20 protein-coding genes and 1 tRNA gene are annotated in these 21,436 nt (G+C 64.6%); 13 read left to right on the plus strand and 8 right to left on the minus strand.

Annotation, left to right across the window (positions count from 1 at the left end):
• Positions 1–9 precede the first annotated feature (9 nt).
• Both LB518_RS04200 and LB518_RS04205 read left to right on the plus strand, forming a co-directional pair.
• On the plus strand, positions 10–765 hold the full coding sequence (locus LB518_RS04200) for an MOSC domain-containing protein (RefSeq protein WP_224573386.1): 756 nt from the start codon (positions 10–12) through the stop codon (positions 763–765).
• Between the two features lie 3 nt (positions 766–768).
• Positions 769–1,179: a DUF2306 domain-containing protein gene (locus tag LB518_RS04205; RefSeq protein WP_224573387.1), complete on the plus strand. Its 411-nt coding sequence runs from the start codon at positions 769–771 to the stop codon at positions 1,177–1,179.
• On the opposite strand, the gene LB518_RS04210 is transcribed toward LB518_RS04205, so the two are convergent.
• The 3 genes from LB518_RS04210 to LB518_RS04220 are packed head-to-tail and all read right to left on the minus strand — an operon-like array spanning position 1,176 to position 4,801.
• Entirely contained in the window at positions 1,176–1,832 is a 657-nt protein-coding gene (locus LB518_RS04210; RefSeq protein WP_224573388.1) for a MarC family protein, read from the minus strand. The genes LB518_RS04205 and LB518_RS04210 overlap by 4 nt on opposite strands.
• Before the next feature lie 55 nt (positions 1,833–1,887).
• Positions 1,888–3,318, minus strand: a complete 1,431-nt coding sequence (locus LB518_RS04215; RefSeq protein WP_224573389.1) for a hypothetical protein — start codon at positions 3,316–3,318, stop codon at positions 1,888–1,890.
• A gap of 58 nt (positions 3,319–3,376) precedes the next feature.
• A complete protein-coding gene (locus LB518_RS04220; protein WP_224573390.1) occupies positions 3,377–4,801 on the minus strand; it encodes an MBOAT family O-acyltransferase in 1,425 nt (474 codons plus the stop codon).
• Positions 4,802–5,164: 363 nt separating this feature from the next.
• On the opposite strand from LB518_RS04220, the gene gyrA reads away from it, so the two are divergent.
• Positions 5,165–7,834, plus strand: a complete 2,670-nt coding sequence (gene gyrA / locus LB518_RS04225) for a DNA gyrase subunit A (RefSeq protein ID WP_502845789.1) — start codon at positions 5,165–5,167, stop codon at positions 7,832–7,834.
• Positions 7,835–7,956: 122 nt separating this feature from the next.
• Here the strand turns inward: gyrA and LB518_RS04230 are convergent, their stop codons facing one another.
• Positions 7,957–8,184 carry a hypothetical protein gene (locus LB518_RS04230; RefSeq protein WP_224573392.1) on the minus strand — a complete coding sequence of 76 codons (228 nt, stop codon included), beginning with the start codon at positions 8,182–8,184 and terminating at the stop codon, positions 7,957–7,959.
• A gap of 198 nt (positions 8,185–8,382) precedes the next feature.
• Between LB518_RS04230 and coaD the strand changes: the two genes are divergently transcribed.
• The 5 genes from coaD (at position 8,383) to tgt (ending at position 12,333) form a co-directional block, all read left to right on the plus strand.
• Positions 8,383–8,877 (plus strand): pantetheine-phosphate adenylyltransferase, encoded by a 495-nt coding sequence (gene coaD / locus LB518_RS04235; protein ID WP_502845776.1) that lies wholly within the window; start codon positions 8,383–8,385, stop codon positions 8,875–8,877.
• 43 nt (positions 8,878–8,920) lie between these two features.
• Positions 8,921–9,472 (plus strand): peptidylprolyl isomerase, encoded by a 552-nt coding sequence (locus LB518_RS04240; RefSeq protein ID WP_502845777.1) that lies wholly within the window; start codon positions 8,921–8,923, stop codon positions 9,470–9,472.
• A 57-nt stretch (positions 9,473–9,529) separates the two neighbouring features.
• Positions 9,530–10,000, plus strand: coding sequence for a peptidylprolyl isomerase (locus LB518_RS04245; RefSeq protein WP_224574324.1), 471 nt, complete (start codon positions 9,530–9,532; stop codon positions 9,998–10,000).
• Between the two features lie 123 nt (positions 10,001–10,123).
• A complete protein-coding gene (gene queA / locus LB518_RS04250; protein ID WP_224573393.1) occupies positions 10,124–11,206 on the plus strand; it encodes a tRNA preQ1(34) S-adenosylmethionine ribosyltransferase-isomerase QueA in 1,083 nt (360 codons plus the stop codon).
• Positions 11,203–12,333, plus strand: coding sequence for a tRNA guanosine(34) transglycosylase Tgt (tgt, locus tag LB518_RS04255; protein ID WP_224573394.1), 1,131 nt, complete (start codon positions 11,203–11,205; stop codon positions 12,331–12,333). The genes queA and tgt overlap by 4 nt, the downstream gene beginning before the upstream one ends.
• Here the strand turns inward: tgt and LB518_RS04260 are convergent, their stop codons facing one another.
• A complete protein-coding gene (locus LB518_RS04260) occupies positions 12,334–12,756 on the minus strand; it encodes a DUF4864 domain-containing protein (protein ID WP_224573395.1) in 423 nt (140 codons plus the stop codon). It lies immediately after the preceding gene.
• 165 nt (positions 12,757–12,921) lie between these two features.
• Between LB518_RS04260 and LB518_RS04265 the strand changes: the two genes are divergently transcribed.
• Positions 12,922–13,158 (plus strand): Lrp/AsnC ligand binding domain-containing protein, encoded by a 237-nt coding sequence (locus LB518_RS04265; protein ID WP_224573396.1) that lies wholly within the window; start codon positions 12,922–12,924, stop codon positions 13,156–13,158.
• Here the strand turns inward: LB518_RS04265 and cobD are convergent.
• The 3 genes from cobD to LB518_RS04280 form a co-directional block, all read right to left on the minus strand.
• Positions 13,136–14,152, minus strand: a complete 1,017-nt coding sequence (gene cobD, locus LB518_RS04270) for a threonine-phosphate decarboxylase CobD (protein WP_224573397.1) — start codon at positions 14,150–14,152, stop codon at positions 13,136–13,138. The two genes, LB518_RS04265 and cobD, sit on opposite strands and share 23 nt — an antisense overlap.
• 165 nt (positions 14,153–14,317) lie before the next feature.
• Positions 14,318–14,572, minus strand: a complete 255-nt coding sequence (locus tag LB518_RS04275) for a hypothetical protein (RefSeq protein WP_224573398.1) — start codon at positions 14,570–14,572, stop codon at positions 14,318–14,320.
• A gap of 450 nt (positions 14,573–15,022) precedes the next feature.
• Positions 15,023–15,096 (minus strand) — tRNA-Cys (locus LB518_RS04280).
• A 174-nt stretch (positions 15,097–15,270) separates the two neighbouring features.
• Between LB518_RS04280 and LB518_RS04285 the strand changes: the two genes are divergently transcribed.
• The 4 genes from LB518_RS04285 to LB518_RS04300 all read left to right on the plus strand — a co-directional run bounded on the left by LB518_RS04285 (position 15,271) and on the right by LB518_RS04300 (position 21,319).
• Positions 15,271–15,939 carry a protein-L-isoaspartate O-methyltransferase family protein gene (locus LB518_RS04285; protein WP_224573400.1) on the plus strand — a complete coding sequence of 223 codons (669 nt, stop codon included), beginning with the start codon at positions 15,271–15,273 and terminating at the stop codon, positions 15,937–15,939.
• A 270-nt stretch (positions 15,940–16,209) separates the two neighbouring features.
• Positions 16,210–17,508: a TolC family outer membrane protein gene (locus tag LB518_RS04290; protein ID WP_224573402.1), complete on the plus strand. Its 1,299-nt coding sequence runs from the start codon at positions 16,210–16,212 to the stop codon at positions 17,506–17,508.
• A 100-nt stretch (positions 17,509–17,608) separates the two neighbouring features.
• A complete protein-coding gene (locus tag LB518_RS04295) occupies positions 17,609–18,370 on the plus strand; it encodes a PopZ family protein (RefSeq protein ID WP_353619928.1) in 762 nt (253 codons plus the stop codon).
• Positions 18,371–18,490: 120 nt separating this feature from the next.
• Complete coding sequence (locus LB518_RS04300; RefSeq protein ID WP_224573404.1) at positions 18,491–21,319, plus strand: valine--tRNA ligase; 2,829 nt, start codon at positions 18,491–18,493, stop codon at positions 21,317–21,319.
• Positions 21,320–21,436 lie beyond the last annotated feature (117 nt).

Here is a 21,436-nt window from a genome sequence, read left to right on the forward strand (position 1 = left end):
GAGGGCAGGATGACGCCGACGGTCGAGACGCTCTATCGCTATCCCGTGAAGGGCTTTTCGCCCGAGGCGCTTGGCGAGGTTGTGCTGGAGCCGGGCCGGCCTATTCGCGGCGACCGCATCTATGCCATCGAGAATGGGCCATCTGGCTTCGATCCGGCGGCGCCGGCCTTCCAGCCGAAGATAAAGTTTCTCTGCCTGATGAAGAATGCCCGTCTCGCAAAACTTCGGACGGTTCTCGAGCCCGGGACGCATGCGTGGCATGTCGAAGGCGCCGATGGCAGCCTGACGGCCGAGCTCGCCCAGCCGGAGGGGCGGGCGGCGGCCGAGGCCTGGCTGGCGGCGTTCATGGGCGAGGAGCTGCGCGGCCCCTTGCGCGTGCTCTCGGCGCCCGGCCACAGTTTCTCCGATGTCGGCAAGCCTTTCGTATCGCTCATTAATCTTGCTTCCGTCGCGGCTCTTTCGGTCATCATCGGCCGGACGGTGGATCCGCTGCGCTTCCGCGCCAATATCAATCTCACGGGATGGCCGCCCTTCGCCGAGCTCGACCTTGTCGGGCGGGAGGCGCGGCTTGGCGAAGCGAGGGTGACCATCACCAAACGGACGCGGCGCTGCGTCGCGACCAATGTCGATCCAGCGACCGCCGAGCGCGACATGGCGATCCCCGCGACGCTGCAGCAGCATTTCGATCACATGGATTGCGGCGTCTATGCCGAGGTGATCGAAGGCGGCCGCGTCGCGCCCGGCGACCGGTTGACGCTGGTCTAGCCCATGTCGCTCGAACCGCTCCTCGCTGCTCCGCCCGTCATCCAGCTGCACGCCTTTGCAGCGATCGCGGCCTTTGGACTAGGTCTGGTGCAGTTCGCCGCGCCAAAAGGGACGCTGCCGCATCGGAGCACCGGATGGCTATGGGTGGTCCTGATGACTACGGTGGCCGTGTCGTCGTTCTGGATCCACACCATCAGGACATTCGGCGATTTCAGCGTAATCCACCTGCTGTCGATCCTGGTGCTGGTGGTCTTGCCCGGCACTGTCCTCGCCGCGCACCGCCATCAGGTCCCGAAACATGCGAATGGCATGAAGAAGCTGTTCATTGGCGCTCTGGTGATCGCCGGCATCTTCACCTTCCTGCCGGGCCGGATCATGCATGAAGTCGTGTTCGGGCAGACCGATAGCCGCTAGCCAGTCGGCAACCCCTGCGCCTTGACGATCGCGACGATGCCGTCGGCGACGAATTGCACCGAAAGCGCCGACAGCAGCACTCCGAGCAGCCGCGTCAGCACGATGCGTCCGGTGTCGCCGAGTGCGCGGTCAAGCGGGCCGGCCAGCATGAAGACCAGCAGGCAGGAAAAGACCAGCAGCGCGACGATGACGAGAAGGCCGATCAGCCCGAGCGTATCCGGCGCACCGGAGGCGATCAGGATCGTCGCCGAGATGGCGCCAGGGCCGGAAATGAGCGGGATCGCGAGAGGAAAGATCGCGAGATGACGGACGTCGTCGGCGTCGAAGGCGGTCTCCTCAAGCGCGCGGTCGGCGCTGACCTGCTTGCGCTTGTCGCGCCGCTCGAACACCATTTCGAAGGCGATCCAGAACAGCAGCAATCCGCCGGCAATCCGGAAGGCGGGGATCGAGATGCCGAGAAAGGTGATGAGCTTCTCGCCGCCGAGCGCGAAGGCGAAGAGGATCAGCGTCGCCGTGAGCGTGGCGCGGATCGCAGTCTGCCGGCGCTGCAGGCTGGTCATGCCGCGCGTCAGCGCGACGAAGATCGGCGCGAGGCCGATCGGGTCGATCGTGACCGCCAGCGTCACCAAAGCGTTCAAGAGATAGTCGCCCACGCCCGCCTCCGCATTCACCCTGCGGGCGGAGCTTCGCATGGCGAGGCGGCTGCGGCTACCAGCTGGCGGCGCCGGGCGTCCAATAGCCGTAAGCGCAGGCGCCGTCCTTGGTACGCGATGGGTCGATCAGTTCCGGCCAGCCTTCGAAAACCGCGAAACAGTCGGCCCTTCCTGGCGCGACGAGCTTGTAGTCCGTCCCGTCCGAGCGGTAGACGGGCTGGAACGGAGCCGCGCCAACCTCCGCGACGGGGACGGCCGGATCGAAGCGTGGCAGTGATGCCGGATAGTGGCCGGAGGTCGCGCGATCGGCTTCGATCGCATCGTGCAGCGCCTGGAGCTGGCGGATATTGCGCTCATATCCGAACACCAGCGGGTCGGACGGTTGCTTCAACGCCGTGATCCGCGCCTTGGCCCGTGCCGCCAGATCCTTCGGGTCCGCGTTTTTCCAATCGAAGACTTGAGTCTCGATGGATGGCAAACAGGCGGCAAGGCCTACCGAATAGATCGCCTGACCCTTGGCGTTGGTGTGATAGACGGTGTCGTAGCGATACTGCACGGGAACCAGAGCGTCGATCGGATCGCAGTGGATCGGCAGGCCGATCGCGTCGGCGGCGCGGGCAAGGCCGATCAAGCTTCGCCAATAGCCTTCCTGGAAGATCGTGCCGGCATCGTCCTCGATGATGACTGGCCAGGTCAACAGCATTTCGGCACCGCGCTCCGCCAGAGTCTGCTTCCACGTCGTCAGCGCCTCGGCGGCATAGGGGGTGAGCAGGGCCGTCGAAGGGGTGATCAGCGCGCGCATCGCCCGCTCGTCGGCGGCCGGCGTCTCGAGGATGAGGTCCTTGTCGCCATGGGCGTTCATGGTCGAATAGTCGTAGGGGTTGTGGTCCGGTCCCGCCTGGCCGGAGGTTCGGATCCGGCGCCAGTCATCGAGCAGGAAGGCTTCGGAATGCCATTTGCCCGCCGGGCGGCCGGCCACGAGCGCGGCGATACGATCCGCGACGCCCTGCATGGCGCTGGCGGCCTGCGTGGCCAGAGCGATCGGCACCAGACGCGATATCGGAATGGCGTCGGCGAAGGGATAGAGGAAGGCGAGGAAGCTCTCGGCGGTCAAATCGGTCACGGCCGGTCGGCTGTAATGGTCGAATTCGAGCGGCAGCACCACCCGGTCATTCTGATCGATGAAACTGCTCGCCTCTGCCAGCAGCAGGTCGACATCGAGCCCGGCATGCAGGCCGAAATTCAGCACCGGGGCGCCGGTTGCCCGCTCGATGGCGCCGCTATCGACGCCGAAAAGCGTCGCGGATCCGCCGACGATGAGTGTCTTGCGCTCGTTTGCCGGCACGCCGCGCAGGTGCTTCGTATAGAGCGCGTGGCGGAGCGTGATGATGTCGTTCAGCCACCACTGCGCGCCGTTCCAGCTGCCGAGCTGGAAGACCACCAGCAGCGCATAGATCACGGGCGCCAGAAGCGCGGCCACGGTCATCGCGACAATCGAGCGGCGCGCTCCTGTCGTGAGGCCCGCGCGGACGACGCGCCTCTGCTCAGAAGCGGAAATAGATGAATTCATTGGTCGAGGTGTGGCCGGTGAACGTGATCATGGCAAGCCCGAACAGAACGCCGCAGAAGCAGGCCGCGCGAAGCGCGAGGCGTCGATCGGGCAGGATCGTTGCGCCGGCGATCTGGGTGGCGGGGGGCGCGAAGAAGGCCACGGCCGCGGCGAAGGCGACGAGCGCGATCATCCGGTTGAGTTCCGCCACCGAGAGGAACGGGCGCCAATTATCGGACGCGATCGCCGACACGTCCACCATGGCCAGGAGGTGCACGCCCGCCCCGGCGAGTGTTGCCGAGCGGAACAGGATCCACGCGAAGGTCACAAACAGGAAGGTCAGCAGCCAGCCGGCGAAAGCGGGCAGGCGCGGCAGGCCGGATCGCGTGTACCAGCGGTTTGCCGCCAGCGCGAGCCCATGCGCGAGGCCCCAGAGCACGAAGCCCCAGCCGGCGCCGTGCCAGAGGCCGCCGATCAGCATGGTCGCGATAAGATTGGCATAGGTGCGGATGTCTCCACGCCGGTTGCCGCCGAGCGAGATATAGACGTAGTCGCGCAGCCAGTTGGAAAGCGTGATGTGCCAGCGACGCCAGAATTCCTGGATCGAGCGCGATTTGTAGGGCGAGGCGAAATTGAGCGGCAGGCGGATGTTGAACAGCATGCCAAGGCCGATCGCCATGTCGCTATAGCCGGAAAAATCGAAATAGATCTGGAAGGAATAGCCGAGCGCTGCGAGCCAGCTGGTTCCGAAGCCGAGCGCATCCTGATTGTCGAAGAAGGGCTTGATATAGCCGCCGAGCGGATCGGCGATCAGCACTTTCTTGGCGAGACCGACCGCGAAGAGGGCAAGGCCGAAGCAGATATTGCGGACGCGCGGCGTGAACACCCGCTTCAGATCGACCTGGCGGCTGATCGGCAGATAGCTGGTGATCGGACCGGCGATGAGATGCGGGAAGAAGAACAGGAAGAAGATGTAGTTGAGAAGGTTTGGCCGCCGGATATTGCCGCGGTGGACATCGATCAGGAAGGCGATCTGCTGAAAGGTGAAGAAGCTGATGGCGAGCGGCAGATGGCGGAATTCGCCATGCGAGACCTGATAGCCGAAGGCGGCGTTGACCGTATCCGTCAGGAAATTGAAATACTTGAAATAGCCGAGGATCACGACGTCGAGGGTGATGCCGAAGGCGAGAAACGCAGCGGCATAACGGCCGCGCTCGATCGCCCGGGCCAGCGCGAAATTGGCGAAGAGCGAGAGACCCAGCACCAGGACGTCGAGCACACCCGAGACCGTGTAGAAATACACGGATGAGAGGATGAGGAAGATCTTGGCATAGAGGTCGGAGGTGCGACCTATGGCGAAGGTGAGAAGGGCGACGACGGGCAGGAAGAGGAAGATGAACTCGGGTGTGGAGAAGAGCATCGACGCCGCGCCGCAGAAAGACGAAACCGTGTTTCATTCGAAGGCATGACGATTGACGACGCCGGCCCCCCGCCGAGGGCCGCTATCTCGCATGCAACGATGGCGGTGCGCAAGCAGCCCTGCCAATGAGAGCGGGAAGACAGGCGGCAAAGCATCCGCCAGCGATCCCGCAGCGGGGAAAATCCGTTGAAAATCGGCGATTCTTCCGGGTTTCCTTGAACCGCCACAATGGGGTCTCTATGATCGCGCGCAACGAAACTGATTCCGGAACCCCCCTTGTCCGATACAAACGAGCCGCCCCGCTCCGAGGAGCCGGGTGACGGCCGCCCCTCCGAATTCGAAACCATCTCGATCTCCGACGAGATGAAGCGCAGCTATCTCGATTACGCGATGAGCGTGATCGTGAGCCGCGCGCTTCCCGACGCCCGCGACGGTCTGAAGCCGGTTCATCGCCGCATCCTGCATTCGATGAACGAGCAGGGCTACGACTGGAACAAGGCCTACAGGAAGTCGGCCCGCGTCGTCGGCGATGTCATCGGTAAATACCATCCGCATGGCGACCAGTCGGTCTATTTCGCGCTTGTCCGCATGGCGCAGGAATTTTCCATGCGCGTCATGCTGGTCGACGGCCAGGGCAATTTCGGCTCGGTCGACGGCGATAGCCCGGCGGCCATGCGATACACCGAGGTCCGTCTCGCCAAGCCGGCCCATGCGCTGCTCGAGGACATCGACAAGGATACGGTCGATTACCAGGACAACTACGACGGCTCGGAGCGCGAGCCCGTTGTCCTGCCGGCGCGTTTCCCGAACCTGCTCGTCAATGGCGCCGGCGGCATCGCGGTCGGCATGGCCACCAACATCCCGCCGCACAATCTCGGCGAGGTCGTCGACGCCTGCATCGCCTATCTCAACGATCCCGCGATCACCATCGAGGATCTGATCGAGATCGTGCCGGGGCCGGACTTTCCGACGGCCGGCATCATCATCGGCCGCGGCGGCATCCGCTCGGCCTATCACGAAGGCCGCGGCTCGATCCTGATGCGCGGCCGCGTTGCCGTCGAGACGATCCGCAAGGAGCGCGAGGCGCTTGTCATCACCGAGATCCCGTATCAGGTGAACAAGGCCACGATGATCGAGAAGATCGCCGAACTGGTGCGCGACAAGCGCGTCGAAGGCATCTCCGACATCCGCGACGAGAGCGACCGCCAGGGCATGCGCGTCGTCATCGAGCTGAAGCGCGATGCTGTGGCAGATGTGGTTTTGAACCAGGTCTACCGCTTCTCGCCGCTGCAGACGTCGTTCGGCGTCAACATGGTCGCGCTGACCGGCGGCCGGCCGCAGGTCATGAACCTGAAGGACCTGATCCAGGCCTTCGTCAATTTCCGCGAAGAGGTCGTGGCGCGGCGCACGCGCTTCCTGCTCAACAAGGCGCGCGACCGCGCGCATGTGTTGGTCGGCCTCGCGATCGCCGTCGCCAATATCGATGAAGTGATCCATCTCATCCGCACGGCGCCCGATCCGGCGACGGCGCGCGAGCGGCTGATGGAACGTCATTGGCCGGCCGCCGATATTGCTCCGCTCGTCGCGCTGATCGCCGACCCGCGCCATCGCCTCGCCGAGGACAATACCTACAGGCTGTCGGATACGCAGGCCCGCGCGATCCTCGACCTGCGCCTGCAGCGGCTCACCGCGCTTGGCCGCGACGAGATCGACGAGGAGCTCAACAAGCTCGGGCTCGAGATCGCCGATTATCTGGAGATCCTGCGCTCGCGCGCCCGTATCGTCGCGATCATTCGCGAGGAACTGATCGCGGTTCGTGACGAGTTCGCGACGCCGCGCCGCACCGAGATCCTCGATGGTGGCGCCGATTTCGACGACGAGGACCTGATCCAGCGTGAGGACATGGTCGTCACCGTCAGCCACGAGGGCTACATCAAGCGTGTGCCGCTTGTGACCTACCGTGCGCAGAACCGCGGCGGGAAGGGCCGTTCGGGCATGGCGACGAAGGACGAGGATTTCGTCACGCGCCTGTTCGTGACCAACACGCATACGCCGGTGGTGTTCTTCTCCTCGCGCGGTATCGCCTACAAGATGAAGGTCTGGCGGCTGCCGCTCGCAGCGCCGCAGGCACGCGGCAAATTCCTCAACAATCTCCTCCCGCTGCAGGATGGCGAGCGCATCACGTCGATCCTTCTCCTGCCGGAGGACGAGGCGAGCTGGGAAACGCTCGACGTCATGTTCGCGACGACACGGGGCACCGTTCGCCGCAACAAGCTGTCGGACTTCGTCCAGGTCAATCGCAACGGCAAGATCGCGATGAAGTTCGACGAGGAGGGCGACGCGATCGTCGACGTCCAGCTCTGCTCGGAGCACGACGACGTGCTGCTCACCACGGCCGCCGGTCAGTGCATCCGCTTTGCGACCACCGATGTGCGCGTCTTCAAGGGCCGCGATTCGACTGGCGTCCGCGGCATCGCGCTTGCCGAGGGCGACAGCGTTATCTCGATGGCGATCCTGCATCACTTCGATGCGACGGGCGACGAGCGCTCGGCCTATCTCAAGATGAGCCGCGCGGTGCGCGGCGAGGCCGAGAGCGAAGAAGCCGTCGTCGATGTGGACGCGGAGGCTGGCGCGAATGGCGAACTGCCGCAGGAACGCTACATCGCGATGAGCGCTGCCGAGCAACTGGTGCTGACAATCTCCGAGAACGGATACGGCAAGCGCACGTCGTCGTTCGAATACCGGATCACGGGGCGCGGCGGCAAAGGCATCGTCGCCATGGCGGTCAACGATCGCAACGGCAAGCTCGTCGCCTCATTCCCGGTCGAGGATACCGATCAGATCATGCTGGTCACCGACGGTGGCCAGACGATCCGCATGCCGGTCGGCGGCGACAAGCCGATTCGCATCGTCTCGCGCGGCTCGCAAGGTGTCATCGTCTTCGACACCGCCGACGGCGAGAAGGTCGTCTCGGTTGATCGCCTCTCAGAGAGCGAAGCCGAAATCGAGGGTGAGGTCGCCAAGGAGCCGTAAGCGCGGTTACGGGCGCACCAAAAAGAAAAACGCCGGCCTTGCGGCCGGCGTTTCAGTTTTTGGGGGAGGTCTTCTCTTCTGGAGGTCGGATAACCTATGGGGTGGGGGCTAGCCGATAGAAGTCAGTTGGCGACCGGCGCGGGGACGCGGGTTAGGATCGACATCCCGTCCGTCCGCTGCTCGATCGTGATCTCGGGGCCGGTGGTGGCGTCGGCCACCGTCATGAGGCGATCCTGCTTCTTGGCAAGCGGTGCGTGGGATCCGTTCAAAACGGCCGCGCTCGCCACGCCAACAGCAATCGTCGCTACGGCACAGGTTGCGAGGATCATCATGTGGAACCACGTCGTCATGTCTCTTCTCCGTGTCGCGGCCGATTTCATCTTGGACACATCACGCCATCAGAGCTATGAACCGCTTCACTGGAAGCCGTTCGCCTGCTCTACAGTTGCGTATTCAACGTCGCAATTTCGAGGCGGTTCCTTGAAGTTTCCGAGGCAGCGCGGTCACAGCTTCGCGATCGTGTCCGTCAAACCCGGAGTTGTCGCCGCGTGATCCGCATCGGTTTCTTCCCCGGCTCATTCGATCCGATCACCAATGGCCACGCCGACATTCTCTCGGGCGCGCTCGGTTTGTTTGATCGCGTCGTGGTCGGGATCGGCACGCATCCCGGCAAGGCGCCTCTGTTCTCCTTCGAGGAACGCGTCGCGCTGATCGGCGAACTTGCAGCCACGCTCCCCGATGCTGCGGGGCGCGTCGATGTCAGGGCCTTCAGTGGCCTCACGGTGACGGCGGCAGGCGAGGCGGGCGCAACCATCATCATCCGCGGCCTCCGCGACGGCACTGATTTCGACTATGAAATGCAACTCGCCGGGATGAACGGCGTGCTGCAGTCGGCGATCAGGACCGTCTTCCTCCCGGCCTCGCCCGAGACGCGGCCGATCACCGGAACGCTGGTTCGCCAGATCGCCAGGCTCGGCGGCGATGTCTCACCATTCGTTCCAGCCTTCGTCGCCCGAAAGCTGACACAAAAATTCGCTTCCTGAGCGGCCCGCCTTCGGGCGCCGCCGACCAATCCAACCACCGGAGATGTCCGTGAACCGTACCCTTGGCATGATCGCGGCTGTTGTCGCGGCCTTCCTCTTCGTCGCGCCGGCGATGGCCGCGAGCGAGAAGCTCGATCCCGAGAACACCATCTATCTCGACCTGAAGGACGGCCGCGTCGTCATCAAGCTGCGTCCCGACCTGGCGCCGGCTCATGTGGCGCAGATCAAGAAGCTGACGCGCGAAGGCTTCTATAACGGCATCGTCTTCCACCGCGTCATCGATGGCTTCATGGCTCAAACAGGCGATCCAACCGGCACCGGCACCGGCGGCTCGAACGAGCCCGATCTGAAGGCCGAGTTCTCGCAGGAACACTTCAAACGCGGCACCCTCGGCATGGCCCGCGCGCAGGATCCCGACAGCGCCAATTCGCAGTTCTTCATCATGTTCGCCGATGGCGGCTTCCTCGACGGCCAGTACACAGTGTTCGGCGAAGTGGTGGATGGCATGCAATTCGTCGACAAGATCAAGAAGGGTGAGCCGCCGGCAAACCCCGACAAGATCATCAAGATGCAGGTCGCGGCCGACGCGAAATAATGGCAGAACGCCTCCGGGCGCTGCTCAAACCCTCATTGGAGAAAAAACGTGGCCGATATCAAGGACCCGGAAAACACGCTCATCCTCGAGACGACCAAGGGCACGGCGGTCATCGCCCTGCGCCCCGACCTCGCTCCGAACCATGTCGCCCGCATCAAGGAACTGGCGCGCGAGAAGTTCTATGACGGCGTGGTGTTCCATCGCGTCATCGAAGGCTTCATGGCTCAAACAGGCGATCCGACCGGCACCGGCATGGGCGGTTCGGGCAAGAAGCTGAAGGCCGAGTTCAACCGCGAGCCGCATCTGCGCGGCACGCTCTCGATGGCGCGCGCCCAGAGCCCGGATTCCGGCGACAGCCAGTTCTTCATCTGCTTCGGCGACGCGAGCTTCCTGAACGGCCAGTACACCGTCTGGGGCAAGGTCATCGAGGGCATGGAGAACATCGACAAGATCAAGCGCGGCGAGCCGGTCAAGGATCCCGACAAGATCGTCACCATGCGCGTCGCGGCCGACGTCGACGCCGCCTGAGGCCAGCGAACGCCCTCTTCCTTAGGGGGAGGGTTTGGGTGAGGGCCCCTAGGCCGACATCAACCACCAGAGACCGGGCGCCGTTGGGCGCCCGTTCCCATTCGAGAACCGTTACAAGCAACAATGCGCGTCGACCTCTTCGATTTCGAACTTCCCGATGAACGGATCGCGCTGCGACCGGCGCAGCCGCGCGATGCGGCGCGCATGCTGCTCGTGCGCCCGGGCGCCGCCCTGGACGATCGCATCGTGCGCGAACTGCCCGATCTGCTGCAGCCGGGTGATGCGCTGGTGTTCAACGATACGCGGGTCATCCCGGCCCAACTCTTCGGCGAGCGGGTGCGCGACGGCGTTTCGGCCGGCATCGGCGTGACGTTGCATATGCGCGAGGCGGCCGATCGCTGGCGCGCCTTCGTCCGGCCGGCCAAGAAGATCGTCGCGGGCGACCGCATCCTGTTTGGCGAGACGACCGATCGCGCCTGCCTCATTGCCGGCCTGGCGGCGACGGTGGCCGAGAAGGGCGAGGCGGGCGAGGTCGTTCTCGCCTTCGATCTCTCCGGCCCGGCGCTCGACGAGGCGATTGCACGCGTCGGCCACATTCCGCTGCCGCCCTATATCGCCTCGAAGCGCGGCGAGGACGAGCGCGACCGCACCGATTACCAGACCATCTATGCCCGCGAGGAGGGCGCCGTCGCCGCCCCGACGGCCGGGCTGCATTTCACGCCGGAGCTGTTCGAGCGCCTCGACGCGCGCGGCATTGCCCGCCACTTCGTGACGCTGCATGTAGGCGCCGGCACGTTCCTGCCGGTCAAGGCCGACGACACCGCCGATCATCGCATGCATGCCGAGCGCGGCGAGGTGACCGCCGAAACGGCGGATGCGCTCAACGCCGTGCGTGCGCGAGGCGGGCGGGTCGTTGCCGTCGGCACCACATCGCTGCGCCTGCTCGAAAGCGCGGCCGGCGAGGACCGGATCATCCGCCCGTTCAACGCGCCGACCAGCATCTTCATCACGCCCGGCTATCGCTTCCGCGCGGTCGATGCGCTGATGACCAATTTCCATCTGCCGCGCTCGACCCTCTTCATGCTCGTCTCTGCCTTTGCCGGCCTCGAGACCATGCGCGCCGCCTATGAGCACGCGATCGCCAGTGGCTATCGCTTCTATTCCTATGGCGATGCGTCGCTGCTTTATCCCGCGGAGATCGCATGAGCGAGCGCTTCACCTTCACGCTTCTGAAGACCGACGGCATGGCCCGGCGCGGCGAGATCACCATGCCGCGCGGCACGATCCGCACGCCGGCCTTCATGCCGGTCGGCACGGCGGGCACGGTCAAGGCGATGTATCCGGGACAGGTCCGCGAGCTCGGCGCCGACATCATCCTCGGCAACACCTATCACCTGATGCTGCGGCCGGGCGCTGAGCGGGTCGCGAAGCTCGGCGGGCTGCACACTTTCGCCAACTGGCCGCATCCGATCCTGACCGATTCCGGCGGCTTCCAGGTCATGTCGCTGTCGCAGCTCAGGAAAATGGACGAGCGCGGCGTGACCTTCCAGAGCCATATCGATGGCCGCCGATACGAGCTGACGCCCGAGCGTTCGGTGGAAATCCAGGGCCTGCTCGACAGCGACATCCAGATGCAGCTCGACGAATGCGTCGCGTTGCCGGCCGAGGAGAAGGAGATCGAGCGCGCGATGCAGCTTTCGCTGCGCTGGGCGGAGCGCTCCAAGGCCGCGTTCGGCGACCAGCCGGGCAAGGCGATCTTCGGCATTGTCCAAGGCGGCGATAATGAGCCGCTGCGCGCCGAATCTGCCTTGGCGCTTCGGGACATGGACTTCAAGGGCTATTCGATCGGCGGCCTTGCCGTCGGCGAGCCGCAAGAGGTGATGCTGCGCATCCTCGCGATGACGACGCCGATCCTGCCGGCAGGGAAGCCGCGCTATCTGATGGGCGTCGGCACGCCGGATGACATCGTCGAATCCGTGGCGCGGGGCGTGGACATGTTCGATTGCGTGATGCCGACGCGCGCCGGCCGGCACGGCCTCGCCTTCACGCGCTTCGGCAAAGTCAACATCAAGAATGCCCGCCACGCCGAGGACCACCGTCCGCTCGACGAAGCCTCGGATTGTCCGGCGAGCCGCGATTATTCCCGCGCCTATCTGCACCACCTCTTCAAGGCCAACGAGACGCTCGGCGCCATGCTGCTGACCTGGAACAACCTCGCCTATTACCAGAGCCTGATGGCCGGCATCCGGGCGGCAATCGACGAAGACCGCTTCGAGGACTTCCGCCTCGCGACCAAGGAAGGCTGGGCGCGCGGCGACATCGCGGCGCTCTGATCAGATCGTCGGCGCATTGTCCTTGACGAGCTGGCAGCCGGAGATCTTCCAGCTGCCGTCCGCCTGCTTCTCGAATGTGTAGAGCGCGATCCAGTTCGTCCCGTCGGCCGCGGTGAGATAGACCTTCTCCATCGGGCCGGCCGGCCCGTCCGCGACCTCGCCGAAGGCAACGCTCGATGAGCGATAGACGGGGGGATAGGCCTGCCGCACCATCGTCATGAAGAGGTCGGGGCTCGGGAACATCCGCTGGATTCCCGGGGCGGCCTTTCCATAGGCGGTGGCGGCATCATCCTTCCGGAACGCCTGCAGCTGACCCTGAACCAGCGACTTGAAGGCGTCCTTGTCGGCACTTGAAGGTTCGGCCAACGCCGCGAGCGGCAGAGCGGCGATGAGGAAAGCTGTGAGCACTGCGGCGGGCTTCATGGCTGGCGTCCTTCGTCGGCGGCGACCGGCTGGTCATCAGGGAGATAGCCTCGCCGTCCGCTCCGGCAAGGTGCCAGGTCGCGAAATGAACCGTTTTGCGAGCCAGCCATTGCAGGGCCGGCGTGGCGCCTGCTATCCCGAGAGCCGGCCGTCACGGAGGGTTCGATGAAAGCTGTATTCGTCCAGATCAAATGCGAACTCGGCCGTGCCTATGAAGTCGCCGCCGCCATCGCCGACGCCGAGATTGCCTCGGAAATCTACTCCACCGCCGGAGATTTCGACCTGCTGGTGAAATGCTATCTGGAAGACACGATCGACCCCGGCCATTTCGTGACCGAGTCGATCCAGCGCATCGAGGGTATTCGCGACACCCGCACTATCATGACCTTCCGCGCCTTCTGAGGCTACGAAGCGCTTCATCGAGCCTTTCGAAGCCGCTATCCGGCGGCAGCCCGAAGCGGATGGTGCCGGGAAGATCGGCGAAGATGCGCGTCCAGATGCCGAGCCTGGCCAATTCCCGGTGAAGGGTCGCGCTGTCATCGGCGCGGACCAGTCGGAAGAGGTCGGTGCCGCCCGCAACTGAAAGACCATGCCGGGCCAGCAGGTCGTCGAGCTTACAGCGACGCTCGGCAAGGCTCTGCCGCGCCGCCTCTTGCCAGCCAAGGTCCGCCAGCGCCGCTGTGCCGATCGTGATGGCAGCGCCCGAGAGCGGCCAATCGCCGACGATCCCTTCGAGGCGCCGCACTGCCATGCCGCTGCCAAGCACGAAGCCGAGCCTGAGGCCGGCCAGGCCGTAGAACTTGCCGAATGAGCGCAGGACCACGAGCCGGGGATCGTCGAGCGCACCAGCCAGGCTGAGCGCTGGCTCAAGATCGCCGAAGGCTTCGTCGACGACAAGAAGGCCATGCGGGGGCAGCGCCGCGGCCGCCGCGCGCAACGCGGCCGGGTCATGGCACCTGCCGTCGGGATTGTTCGGATTGGCCAGCACGATGACATCGGCGCCGGCGGCTGCCTCCAGGCTAGCGGCGGCCACCGCCTGATGACCCGCCATCGACCACGCTTCTGCATGGCCCGAATAGGTAGGCGCGAGGATCGCGACGCGCGCGGCCGGAACAAGCAGCGGCAGCAGGCGAAGGCCGAGGTCGCTGCCTGGCACCGGCACGATACGGGCGGCGGCGCTGACAGCATAGGCTGTTCGCGCAGTCTTGATTAGTCCCGCCAATGCGGCTGGATCGGGCAGCCGTGTAGCTCCCGAAAGTTCAAGCGGCGCAACCGGATAGGGCAGGGGGTTGATGCCGGTCGAGAAGTCGAGCCACTCTTCGATGGCGATGCCATAACGCGCCGCGGCAGCCGCAAGGCCGCCGCCGTGGCGAGGCGCATCGTCATTCCTGAACATGGGCGAGCCTCGGCGCTTGTCGAAGCAAACGCCTTTGCCCGGTTTCGCCCTGCGGCGCAAGGATGCGGGACGATTCTGGCACACTGGTCTCCATCGCCGCGCAGTGCGCGCCGATGGAGGTTGGGCTGATCGATGGTCCTCTCGGACGCCGTGCCGCGGGTCCCGCTAGTGATCGTCGGCGAACTCGACGCCCTGCTGAACCTCGGAGATGGCCTCCTGGATCAGGTTCATGGCTTTGACGCGATGACCGCCCTTGTTGCTCGACGCCTCGCGCAGCGAGCCGAGCGCCTCATAGAGCGACGACAGCGCGCGCTCCATATTGCCCTGATAGGCCTCGGCCGTCGCCGTCGTCGCTGCGACCAGCCCCATGGCTGCAACGCTGCCGAGCGCCAGGTTCGCAAACTCTCGGCGAGATTTCATTTCCGACATTCCCGTTCTTCCTTCGCTGAAGTCGTGGTGACACGCTAGAAGAACATGTGAAATCGGATGATACTAGCCAAAAGGAGTACTGATCGAGATTTAATCAGAAAGAAAAAGCATCGTTAAGCATCGAATGGCGCCTGAGACGCTCTGTAGGGTTCCCGATGTCGTTGCACACGGATCGACGATCTATGAATGATGCGAGACGCGAAGTCTGTGTATCCTTTTATACACAGCGCATTCAGCGGCAACATGATCCGATTATGCTGGTCGCAGGTATGCCCGGCGCGATGCACGCACCCTGAAACGGCTGAGCCTTCGGTGAGCGATCGTGAGGTCGACAGGATGGAAGTAGCGCTGGCGCCATGGGAAGGAGCGGCGCCGCAGTGGCGGCGGAAGGCTGGCACGCCATCTCGTCGCATCATGAGCGTGATCCGCCCATGATGGATTTGGAGGCCTCGCCCGGAATCGAACCGGGATGCAAGGATTTGCAGTCCTCTGCGTAACCATTCCGCCACGAGGCCCTCGGGTTGCGGATGTAGAGGTAAGGTGAGCCGCTAGGCAAGTACTTTCTCGCCGTCATCCCCTGTCGCTGCGCCCCCTGCGGCGCCGCGGCGCGGCGCGGCGGCTTGTCACCCCTGTCGCGGCTCGGTATTGAACAAAGAACACTCACAACATTCAGATGGGGTTCCGGAATCATGGTCGATTTCACCAAGGCGCGGGTGACGATGGTGGATTGCCAGGTCCGGACCGTCGACGTGACGGATTATGACGTCCTCGACGCGTTCTCGGCGGTGCCGCGCGAGGAGTTCGTTCCGGACGCGCTGAAGCCGCTCGCTTATATCGATGAGGACCTCCTCGTCTCGGCGCCAGGCACCCCGGCGCGTTATGTGATGGAGCCAGGGCCGCTTGCCCGCCTCGTCCAGCTCGCCGAAATTCAGCCGGGCGAGACGGTGCTCGATCTCGGGCCGGCCGGTGGCTACTCCTCGGCGATTCTCGCACGCCTCGCCGCGCGCGTCGTTGCGGTCGAGCCGGATCCGGCGCTTGCGGATGCGACCCGTGCCAATCTTGCGCGTCTCGGCGTCACCAATGTCACCGTCGTCTCGGGCTCGCTCGTCGAAGGCTACGCGGCCGAAGCCCCTTACGACGTGATCATCGTCGAGGGCGCGATCGAGTTCGTTCCGGCGGCGCTCGAAAGTCAGCTCGCCGAGGGCGGACGAATCGTTGCGGTGGTCGGCGTGAACGGTCTGGCGGCCAAAGCGACGATTTTCACGCGCACAGGCGGAACCACCAGCGGCCGTCCGGTGTTCAATACGCATGTTAAATTGTTGCCGGAATTCCAGCGTCCGAAGGCGTTCGTGTTCTAAAGGCTCGTGAAATCAACGGTTTGGTAACGATCTGGTCAAATTTTACCGATCGCAGGCTGTGGCTTTCGCGCCGCAGCATACACTTTATCAACGGTTGAGTGGATCACGCCATTTGACCGTCATCCGCCCCGGCGTATCTTAGCGGCGTCTTGTCCGCTGGTGGACGTCCGGTAGGGGGACGTCGCCTCGCAACGCCGAGGTTCGATAGTGTCGTTTTCCCGGGTCTCTTTGACGTCCGTGGCTTTGGTCGCGCTTCTTGCGGCCGCTCCAGTGGCGCACGCGGATACGCTGGCTGCCGCTCTTTCTTCCACCTACAACACCAACCCGACGCTGAATGCTCAGCGTGCCGCTCTGCGCGCCACAGACGAAGGCGTTCCACAGGCTCTGTCCGGTTACCGTCCCGTCGTGACAGGAACCGCATCGATCGGCCTGACGAGCCTGAACTCATCCTCGGGCAGCATGAGCCTCACGCCGCGCACCGCCGGGATCACGATCGAGCAGCCGCTGTTTCGCGGCTTCCAGACGCAGAACAACGTCAAGCAGGCCGAGTCATCCGTGCTTGCCGGACGTGAATCGCTGCGCTCGACCGAGCAGGACGTCTTCGTCGACGCGGTAAGCGCCTACACCAACGTGCTGCAGACGCAGGCCATCCTGACGCTGCGCGAGCAGAACATCGTCTTCCTGCAGGAGCAGGTTCGCGCCGCCACCGACCGGCTGAAGGTCGGTGAGGGCACGCGCACCGATCTGGCCCAGACCGAGGCGAGTCTTAGCCAGGGACAGACCGATTACGACGTGGCGGTTTCAAACCTGAATGCCGCCAAGGCGACCTATCTGCAGGTCATCGGCATGCAGCCGAAGTCGCTCGTCATTCCGGTCTTCAACGATCGCCTGCTGCCGAAATCGCTCGACTCGGCGATTGCCACAGGCCTCAAGAACCATCCGGCGATCCTGACGGCGTCGTTCAATGTCGATACCGCAGCCTTCAACGTGAAGTCGATCGAGGGCCAGCTGCTGCCGACCGTCTCGCTGCAGGGCTCGGTGGCCCATGCCGACGAGCAGTCTTCCGTTGGCACCTGGAGCAATTCGGCTTCCGTCACGGCCAACCTGACGGTTCCGCTCTATGAGGGCGGCGTTGTCTACTCGCAGGCTCGTCAGGCCAAGGAGACGCTCGGCCAGCGCCGTATCCTGCTCGACAGCGCCCGCGATCAGGTCCGTTCGGCGGTCGACACCACATGGGGCCAGTTGGCCGCAGCCCGCGCGGCGATCGTCTCGGCGAATGCGCAGGTCAAGGCATCCGAGCTCGCCCTTGCCGGTGTCATCGAGGAACAGAAGGTCGGCCAGCGCACGACGCTCGACGTCCTCAATCAGCAGCAGACGCTGATCCAGGCTCGCGAGACGCTCGTCATCGCGCAGCGGAGTGCCATTGTCGCCGCCTATTCGGTGCTGTCGTCGATCGGCGCGCTTTCTGCAGATCGTCTCGGCCTCAAGGTCGCGACCTACAAGCCGCAGCAGCATTACAACGCCGTCCGCGACAAGTGGTTTGGCTTGAGGACGCCCGACGGACGTTAGCCGAACCGGCGTTTTCGAAATCATGACGCCGGCCTTCGCGCCGGCGTCGTTCGTTTTGCGGGCGCAGTGATGGCAAGGACGGATTGAAGCGTGAACAACGTTGCGGCGTGGTTTCGCGACTTCGGTGATTTCGCTAGCGTTCCCCTTGAAACCGCATGAGAATCAAGCGATTCGCAGCATTGGCGGTTCAGGGTACGGGGTGACGATGGCCAAGGTCAGTCAGGCGCAGGAACCGTCGATGGAGGAGATCCTGGCCTCCATCCGGCGGATCATCTCCGACGATGGCGACGATGCGCCAACCGCCGAAAATGGTGGCGGTTCGATTTCGACCGAAGCCATCGATGCCTTGTTCGGCGCCCGGACATCCGGCGACGATGCCGCGCCGGTCCCATCTTTCCTGCGTCAGGATCCGCCCGCAACGGCCGTTGCAGAGCCAGTCCGGAAGGCGGAGTTGCGGGCGGCGCCCGAGCCACGTCTGCAGGTTGAGCCGCGGCTGCGCGCAGAGCCGCCGCGTCCCGATCCCGCCCTCCCGCGCGCGCCGCTGTTTCCTCCTGCGGCAGCCGCCAAGCCCGGGCCGGCGCCACAACGCTCGCCGCTGGAGGCAAAGCGCCCGGCGGCCCCACTTCCGGCCGAGGACGTGCCGTCCGGCCGTCAGTTGCTCTCGCCCGCGGCCGATGCCGCCGTGACCGCTTCGTTTGGTGATCTGGCAACGACGCTGCTCTCGGGCAATGCGCGCACGATCGAGGATCTGGTGAAGGACATGCTGCGGCCGATGCTGAAGGCTTGGCTCGACACCAATTTGCCCCCGCTTGTCGAGCGACTGGTGCGCGATGAGATCGAGCGCGTATCGCGCGGCCGCTAGGCGCGGGCTCGCTTCCCGCCTGAACTTCGGCACCAGCCGGCACGGTGACCGAGCCTTTGGTTGACTTGGCGCCGTCCATCCGGTTTACAGCACCTCAACGACGATCAACCGGAAACGGTCATGCTTGACAAGAATTACGACGCGGCCGCGGTCGAGCCGCGCATCTATGATGCATGGGACAAGTCTGGCGCCTTCAAGGCCGGGGCCGGAGCGGCGCCTGGGGCGAAGCCGTTCTCCATAGTGATCCCACCGCCGAACGTCACCGGCTCCCTCCATATGGGGCACGCGCTCAATAACACGCTGCAGGACATCCTGGTCCGCTTCGAGCGCATGCGCGGCCGCGACGTGCTCTGGCAGGTCGGCCTCGATCATGCGGGCATCGCGACGCAGATGGTCGTCGAGCGGCAGATGATGGAACGGCAGGAGCCCGGCCGCCGCGATATCGGCCGCGAAGCCTTTGTCGAGAAGATCTGGGACTGGAAGGCGGAGTCGGGCGGCACCATCATCGGGCAGCTGAAGCGCCTCGGTGCCTCGGCCGACTGGTCGCGCGAGCGCTTCACCATGGACGAGGGCCTCTCCCGCGCCGTCGTGAAGGTGTTCGTCGCTCTGTACGAAGAAGGCCTGATCTACAAGGACAAGCGCCTCGTCAACTGGGATCCGGCCCTGATCACCGCGATCTCCGATCTCGAGGTCGTCCAGGTCGAGACCAAGGGCCATCTCTGGCACCTCCGCTACCCGGTCGAAGGCGCTGACTTTGATCCAGAGGACCCGTCGACATTCATCACGGTCGCCACGACGCGGCCGGAAACGATGCTCGGCGACACGGCCGTCGCCGTCCATCCGGACGACGAACGCTGGCAGCATCTCATCGGCAAGTTCGCGATCCTGCCGCTGGTCGGCCGCCGCATCCCGATCATCGCCGACGAATATTCCGATCCCGAGAAGGGCTCCGGCGCAGTCAAGATCACCCCGGCGCATGACTTCAACGATTTCGAGGTCGGCAAGCGGCACAATCTGCCGATGATCTCGGTGCTCGACCGAGAGGCGAATGTCACGCTGGCCGGCAATCTCGATTTTCTTGCCGACCTGCCGAAGAGCGGGTCGCTGATCGAATTGATCGACGCGCTGGAAGGGCTCGATCGCTTCACCGCGCGCGCTTCCGTCGTCGCGATGATGGAGGAGGGCGGCTATCTCGCTGAAGTCGAGGATCACTCCCATGCGGTGCCGCATGGCGATCGCGGCGGCGTGCCGATCGAGCCGTTCCTGACCGACCAGTGGTATGTCGATGCGCATACGCTGGCGCAGCCGGCGATCGCTTCGGTTCGTGAGGGCAGGAGCGTCTTCTATCCGAAGACGTGGGAAAAGACCTATTACGAGTGGATGGAGAACATCCAGCCCTGGTGCATCTCGCGCCAGCTCTGGTGGGGCCACCAGATCCCGGCCTGGTACGGGCCGGATGGCGCGTTCTTCGTCGCCGCGAGCGAGGACGAGGCCAAGGACCAGGCCTATCGCCACTACAAGTTCGGCGCCGAGGGCGGCGTGCCGATGGCCCCGAACCTCGAGCGTGTCGTGATCGGCCCGTTCGAGGCCGGTGCGCTCGATGACGCCGGCAACGTGCTGGAAATCAGCCTGCAGCGCGACGAGGACGTTCTCGATACCTGGTTCTCTTCGGCCCTGTGGCCGTTCTCGACGCTCGGCTGGCCCGACGAGACGGCAGAGCTCGATCGCTATTTCCCGACCAATACGCTGGTGACCGGCTTCGACATCATCTTCTTCTGGGTTGCCAGGATGATGATGATGGGCCTTCACTTCATGAAGGCCGAGCCTTTCCGCGACATCTACATGCACGCCCTCGTTCGCGACGAGAAGGGTGCCAAGATGTCGAAGTCGAAGGGCAACGTCATCGACCCGCTCAGTCTGATCGACCAGTATGGCGCCGATGCGCTGCGCTTCACGCTGACCGCGATGGCGGCGCAGGGCCGCGACATCAAGCTGGCGACCAACCGTGTCGAAGGCTATCGCAACTTCGCGACCAAGCTGTGGAATGCGGCCCGCTTCGCCGAGATGAACGGCGCTGTCCATGGCGCTCCGTTTGATCCCGAGGCGGCGACCGAGAAGCTCAATCGCTGGATCGTCACCGAGACGACGCGCACGGCGCGCGCCGTCACCGAGGCGCTCGAGGCCTATCGTTTCAACGATGCTGCCAACGCGCTCTACCGCTTCGTCTGGAACACCTTCTGCGACTGGTATCTGGAGCTGGTGAAGCCCGTCCTTATGAACGAGGACGCGGACGAGGCGGCCAAGGCCGAGACGCGGGCCGCGATTGGCTGGACGCTCGATCGCATCGTCACGCTGCTGCACCCGTTCATGCCGTTCATCACCGAGGAGCTCTGGGGCCGCACGGCGCCCGAGGGCGGCGCGCGCGACCGGCAGTTGATCCTGACGCCCTGGCCGGCGCTCGATTTCGAGGATGCGACCGCGGCGGACGAGATCAACTGGCTCGTCGATCTGATTTCACAGGTCCGCTCGGTGCGTTCGGAGATCAATGTTCCGCCGGGCGCGATGGTGCCGCTGATCATCGTCGGCGCCAGCGAAGCCACCAGGGCGCGGCTCGTCACGCATGACGCGCTGATCCGGCGCCTCGCCCGCGCGGCCGAGGTTACCGTCGCCGATGCGCCGCCGAAGGGCGCTGTCCAGACGATGGTAGGCGAGGCGACGATCGCGCTGCCGCTCGCCGGCGTCATCGATCTCGATGCCGAGCGCGCCCGCCTCGGCAAGGAGCGCGACAAGGCCTCGAAGGATATCGCCAAGATCCAGGCGAAGCTCGGCAACGAGCAATTCGTCAGCCGCGCTCCGGAAGAAGTGATCGAAGAACAGCGCGAACGCCTCGCCGAAGCCGAGTCCCTCGTCGCCAAGGTCGATGCAGCACTTGAGCGACTGAAGGGGTAGGTCCGTCATTGCCGGGTCAAGCCCGGCAGCGACAGTGGCGCTGTACGGCCCTCTCGTATCTGCGACAACAAAAAAGGGCGCCGTAAGCGCCCTTTTTCATTTCCGAAATACTTCGTC

This window comes from Mesorhizobium sp. BR1-1-16, assembly GCF_020165495.1.
Lineage (GTDB): Bacteria > Pseudomonadota > Alphaproteobacteria > Rhizobiales > Kaistiaceae > Kaistia.

Excerpts from the sequence above, each read along its gene's own strand:
- LB518_RS04200 (WP_224573386.1), top strand. The coding sequence starts at position 10 with ATGACGCCGACGGTCGAGACGCTCTATCGCTATCCCGTGAAGGGCTTT.
- LB518_RS04205 (WP_224573387.1), top strand. The coding sequence starts at position 769 with ATGTCGCTCGAACCGCTCCTCGCTGCTCCGCCCGTCATCCAGCTGCAC.
- LB518_RS04215 (WP_224573389.1), bottom strand. The coding sequence starts at position 3,318 with ATGACCGTGGCCGCGCTTCTGGCGCCCGTGATCTATGCGCTGCTGGTG.
- LB518_RS04220 (WP_224573390.1), bottom strand. The coding sequence starts at position 4,801 with ATGCTCTTCTCCACACCCGAGTTCATCTTCCTCTTCCTGCCCGTCGTC.
- gyrA (WP_502845789.1), top strand. The coding sequence starts at position 5,165 with ATGAAGCGCAGCTATCTCGATTACGCGATGAGCGTGATCGTGAGCCGC.
- LB518_RS04230 (WP_224573392.1), bottom strand. The coding sequence starts at position 8,184 with ATGACGACGTGGTTCCACATGATGATCCTCGCAACCTGTGCCGTAGCG.
- LB518_RS04240 (WP_502845777.1), top strand. The coding sequence starts at position 8,921 with ATGTCCGTGAACCGTACCCTTGGCATGATCGCGGCTGTTGTCGCGGCC.
- queA (WP_224573393.1), top strand. The coding sequence starts at position 10,124 with ATGCGCGTCGACCTCTTCGATTTCGAACTTCCCGATGAACGGATCGCG.
- tgt (WP_224573394.1), top strand. The coding sequence starts at position 11,203 with ATGAGCGAGCGCTTCACCTTCACGCTTCTGAAGACCGACGGCATGGCC.
- LB518_RS04260 (WP_224573395.1), bottom strand. The coding sequence starts at position 12,756 with ATGAAGCCCGCCGCAGTGCTCACAGCTTTCCTCATCGCCGCTCTGCCG.
- LB518_RS04265 (WP_224573396.1), top strand. The coding sequence starts at position 12,922 with ATGAAAGCTGTATTCGTCCAGATCAAATGCGAACTCGGCCGTGCCTAT.
- cobD (WP_224573397.1), bottom strand. The coding sequence starts at position 14,152 with ATGTTCAGGAATGACGATGCGCCTCGCCACGGCGGCGGCCTTGCGGCT.
- LB518_RS04275 (WP_224573398.1), bottom strand. The coding sequence starts at position 14,572 with ATGAAATCTCGCCGAGAGTTTGCGAACCTGGCGCTCGGCAGCGTTGCA.
- LB518_RS04285 (WP_224573400.1), top strand. The coding sequence starts at position 15,271 with ATGGTCGATTTCACCAAGGCGCGGGTGACGATGGTGGATTGCCAGGTC.
- LB518_RS04300 (WP_224573404.1), top strand. The coding sequence starts at position 18,491 with ATGCTTGACAAGAATTACGACGCGGCCGCGGTCGAGCCGCGCATCTAT.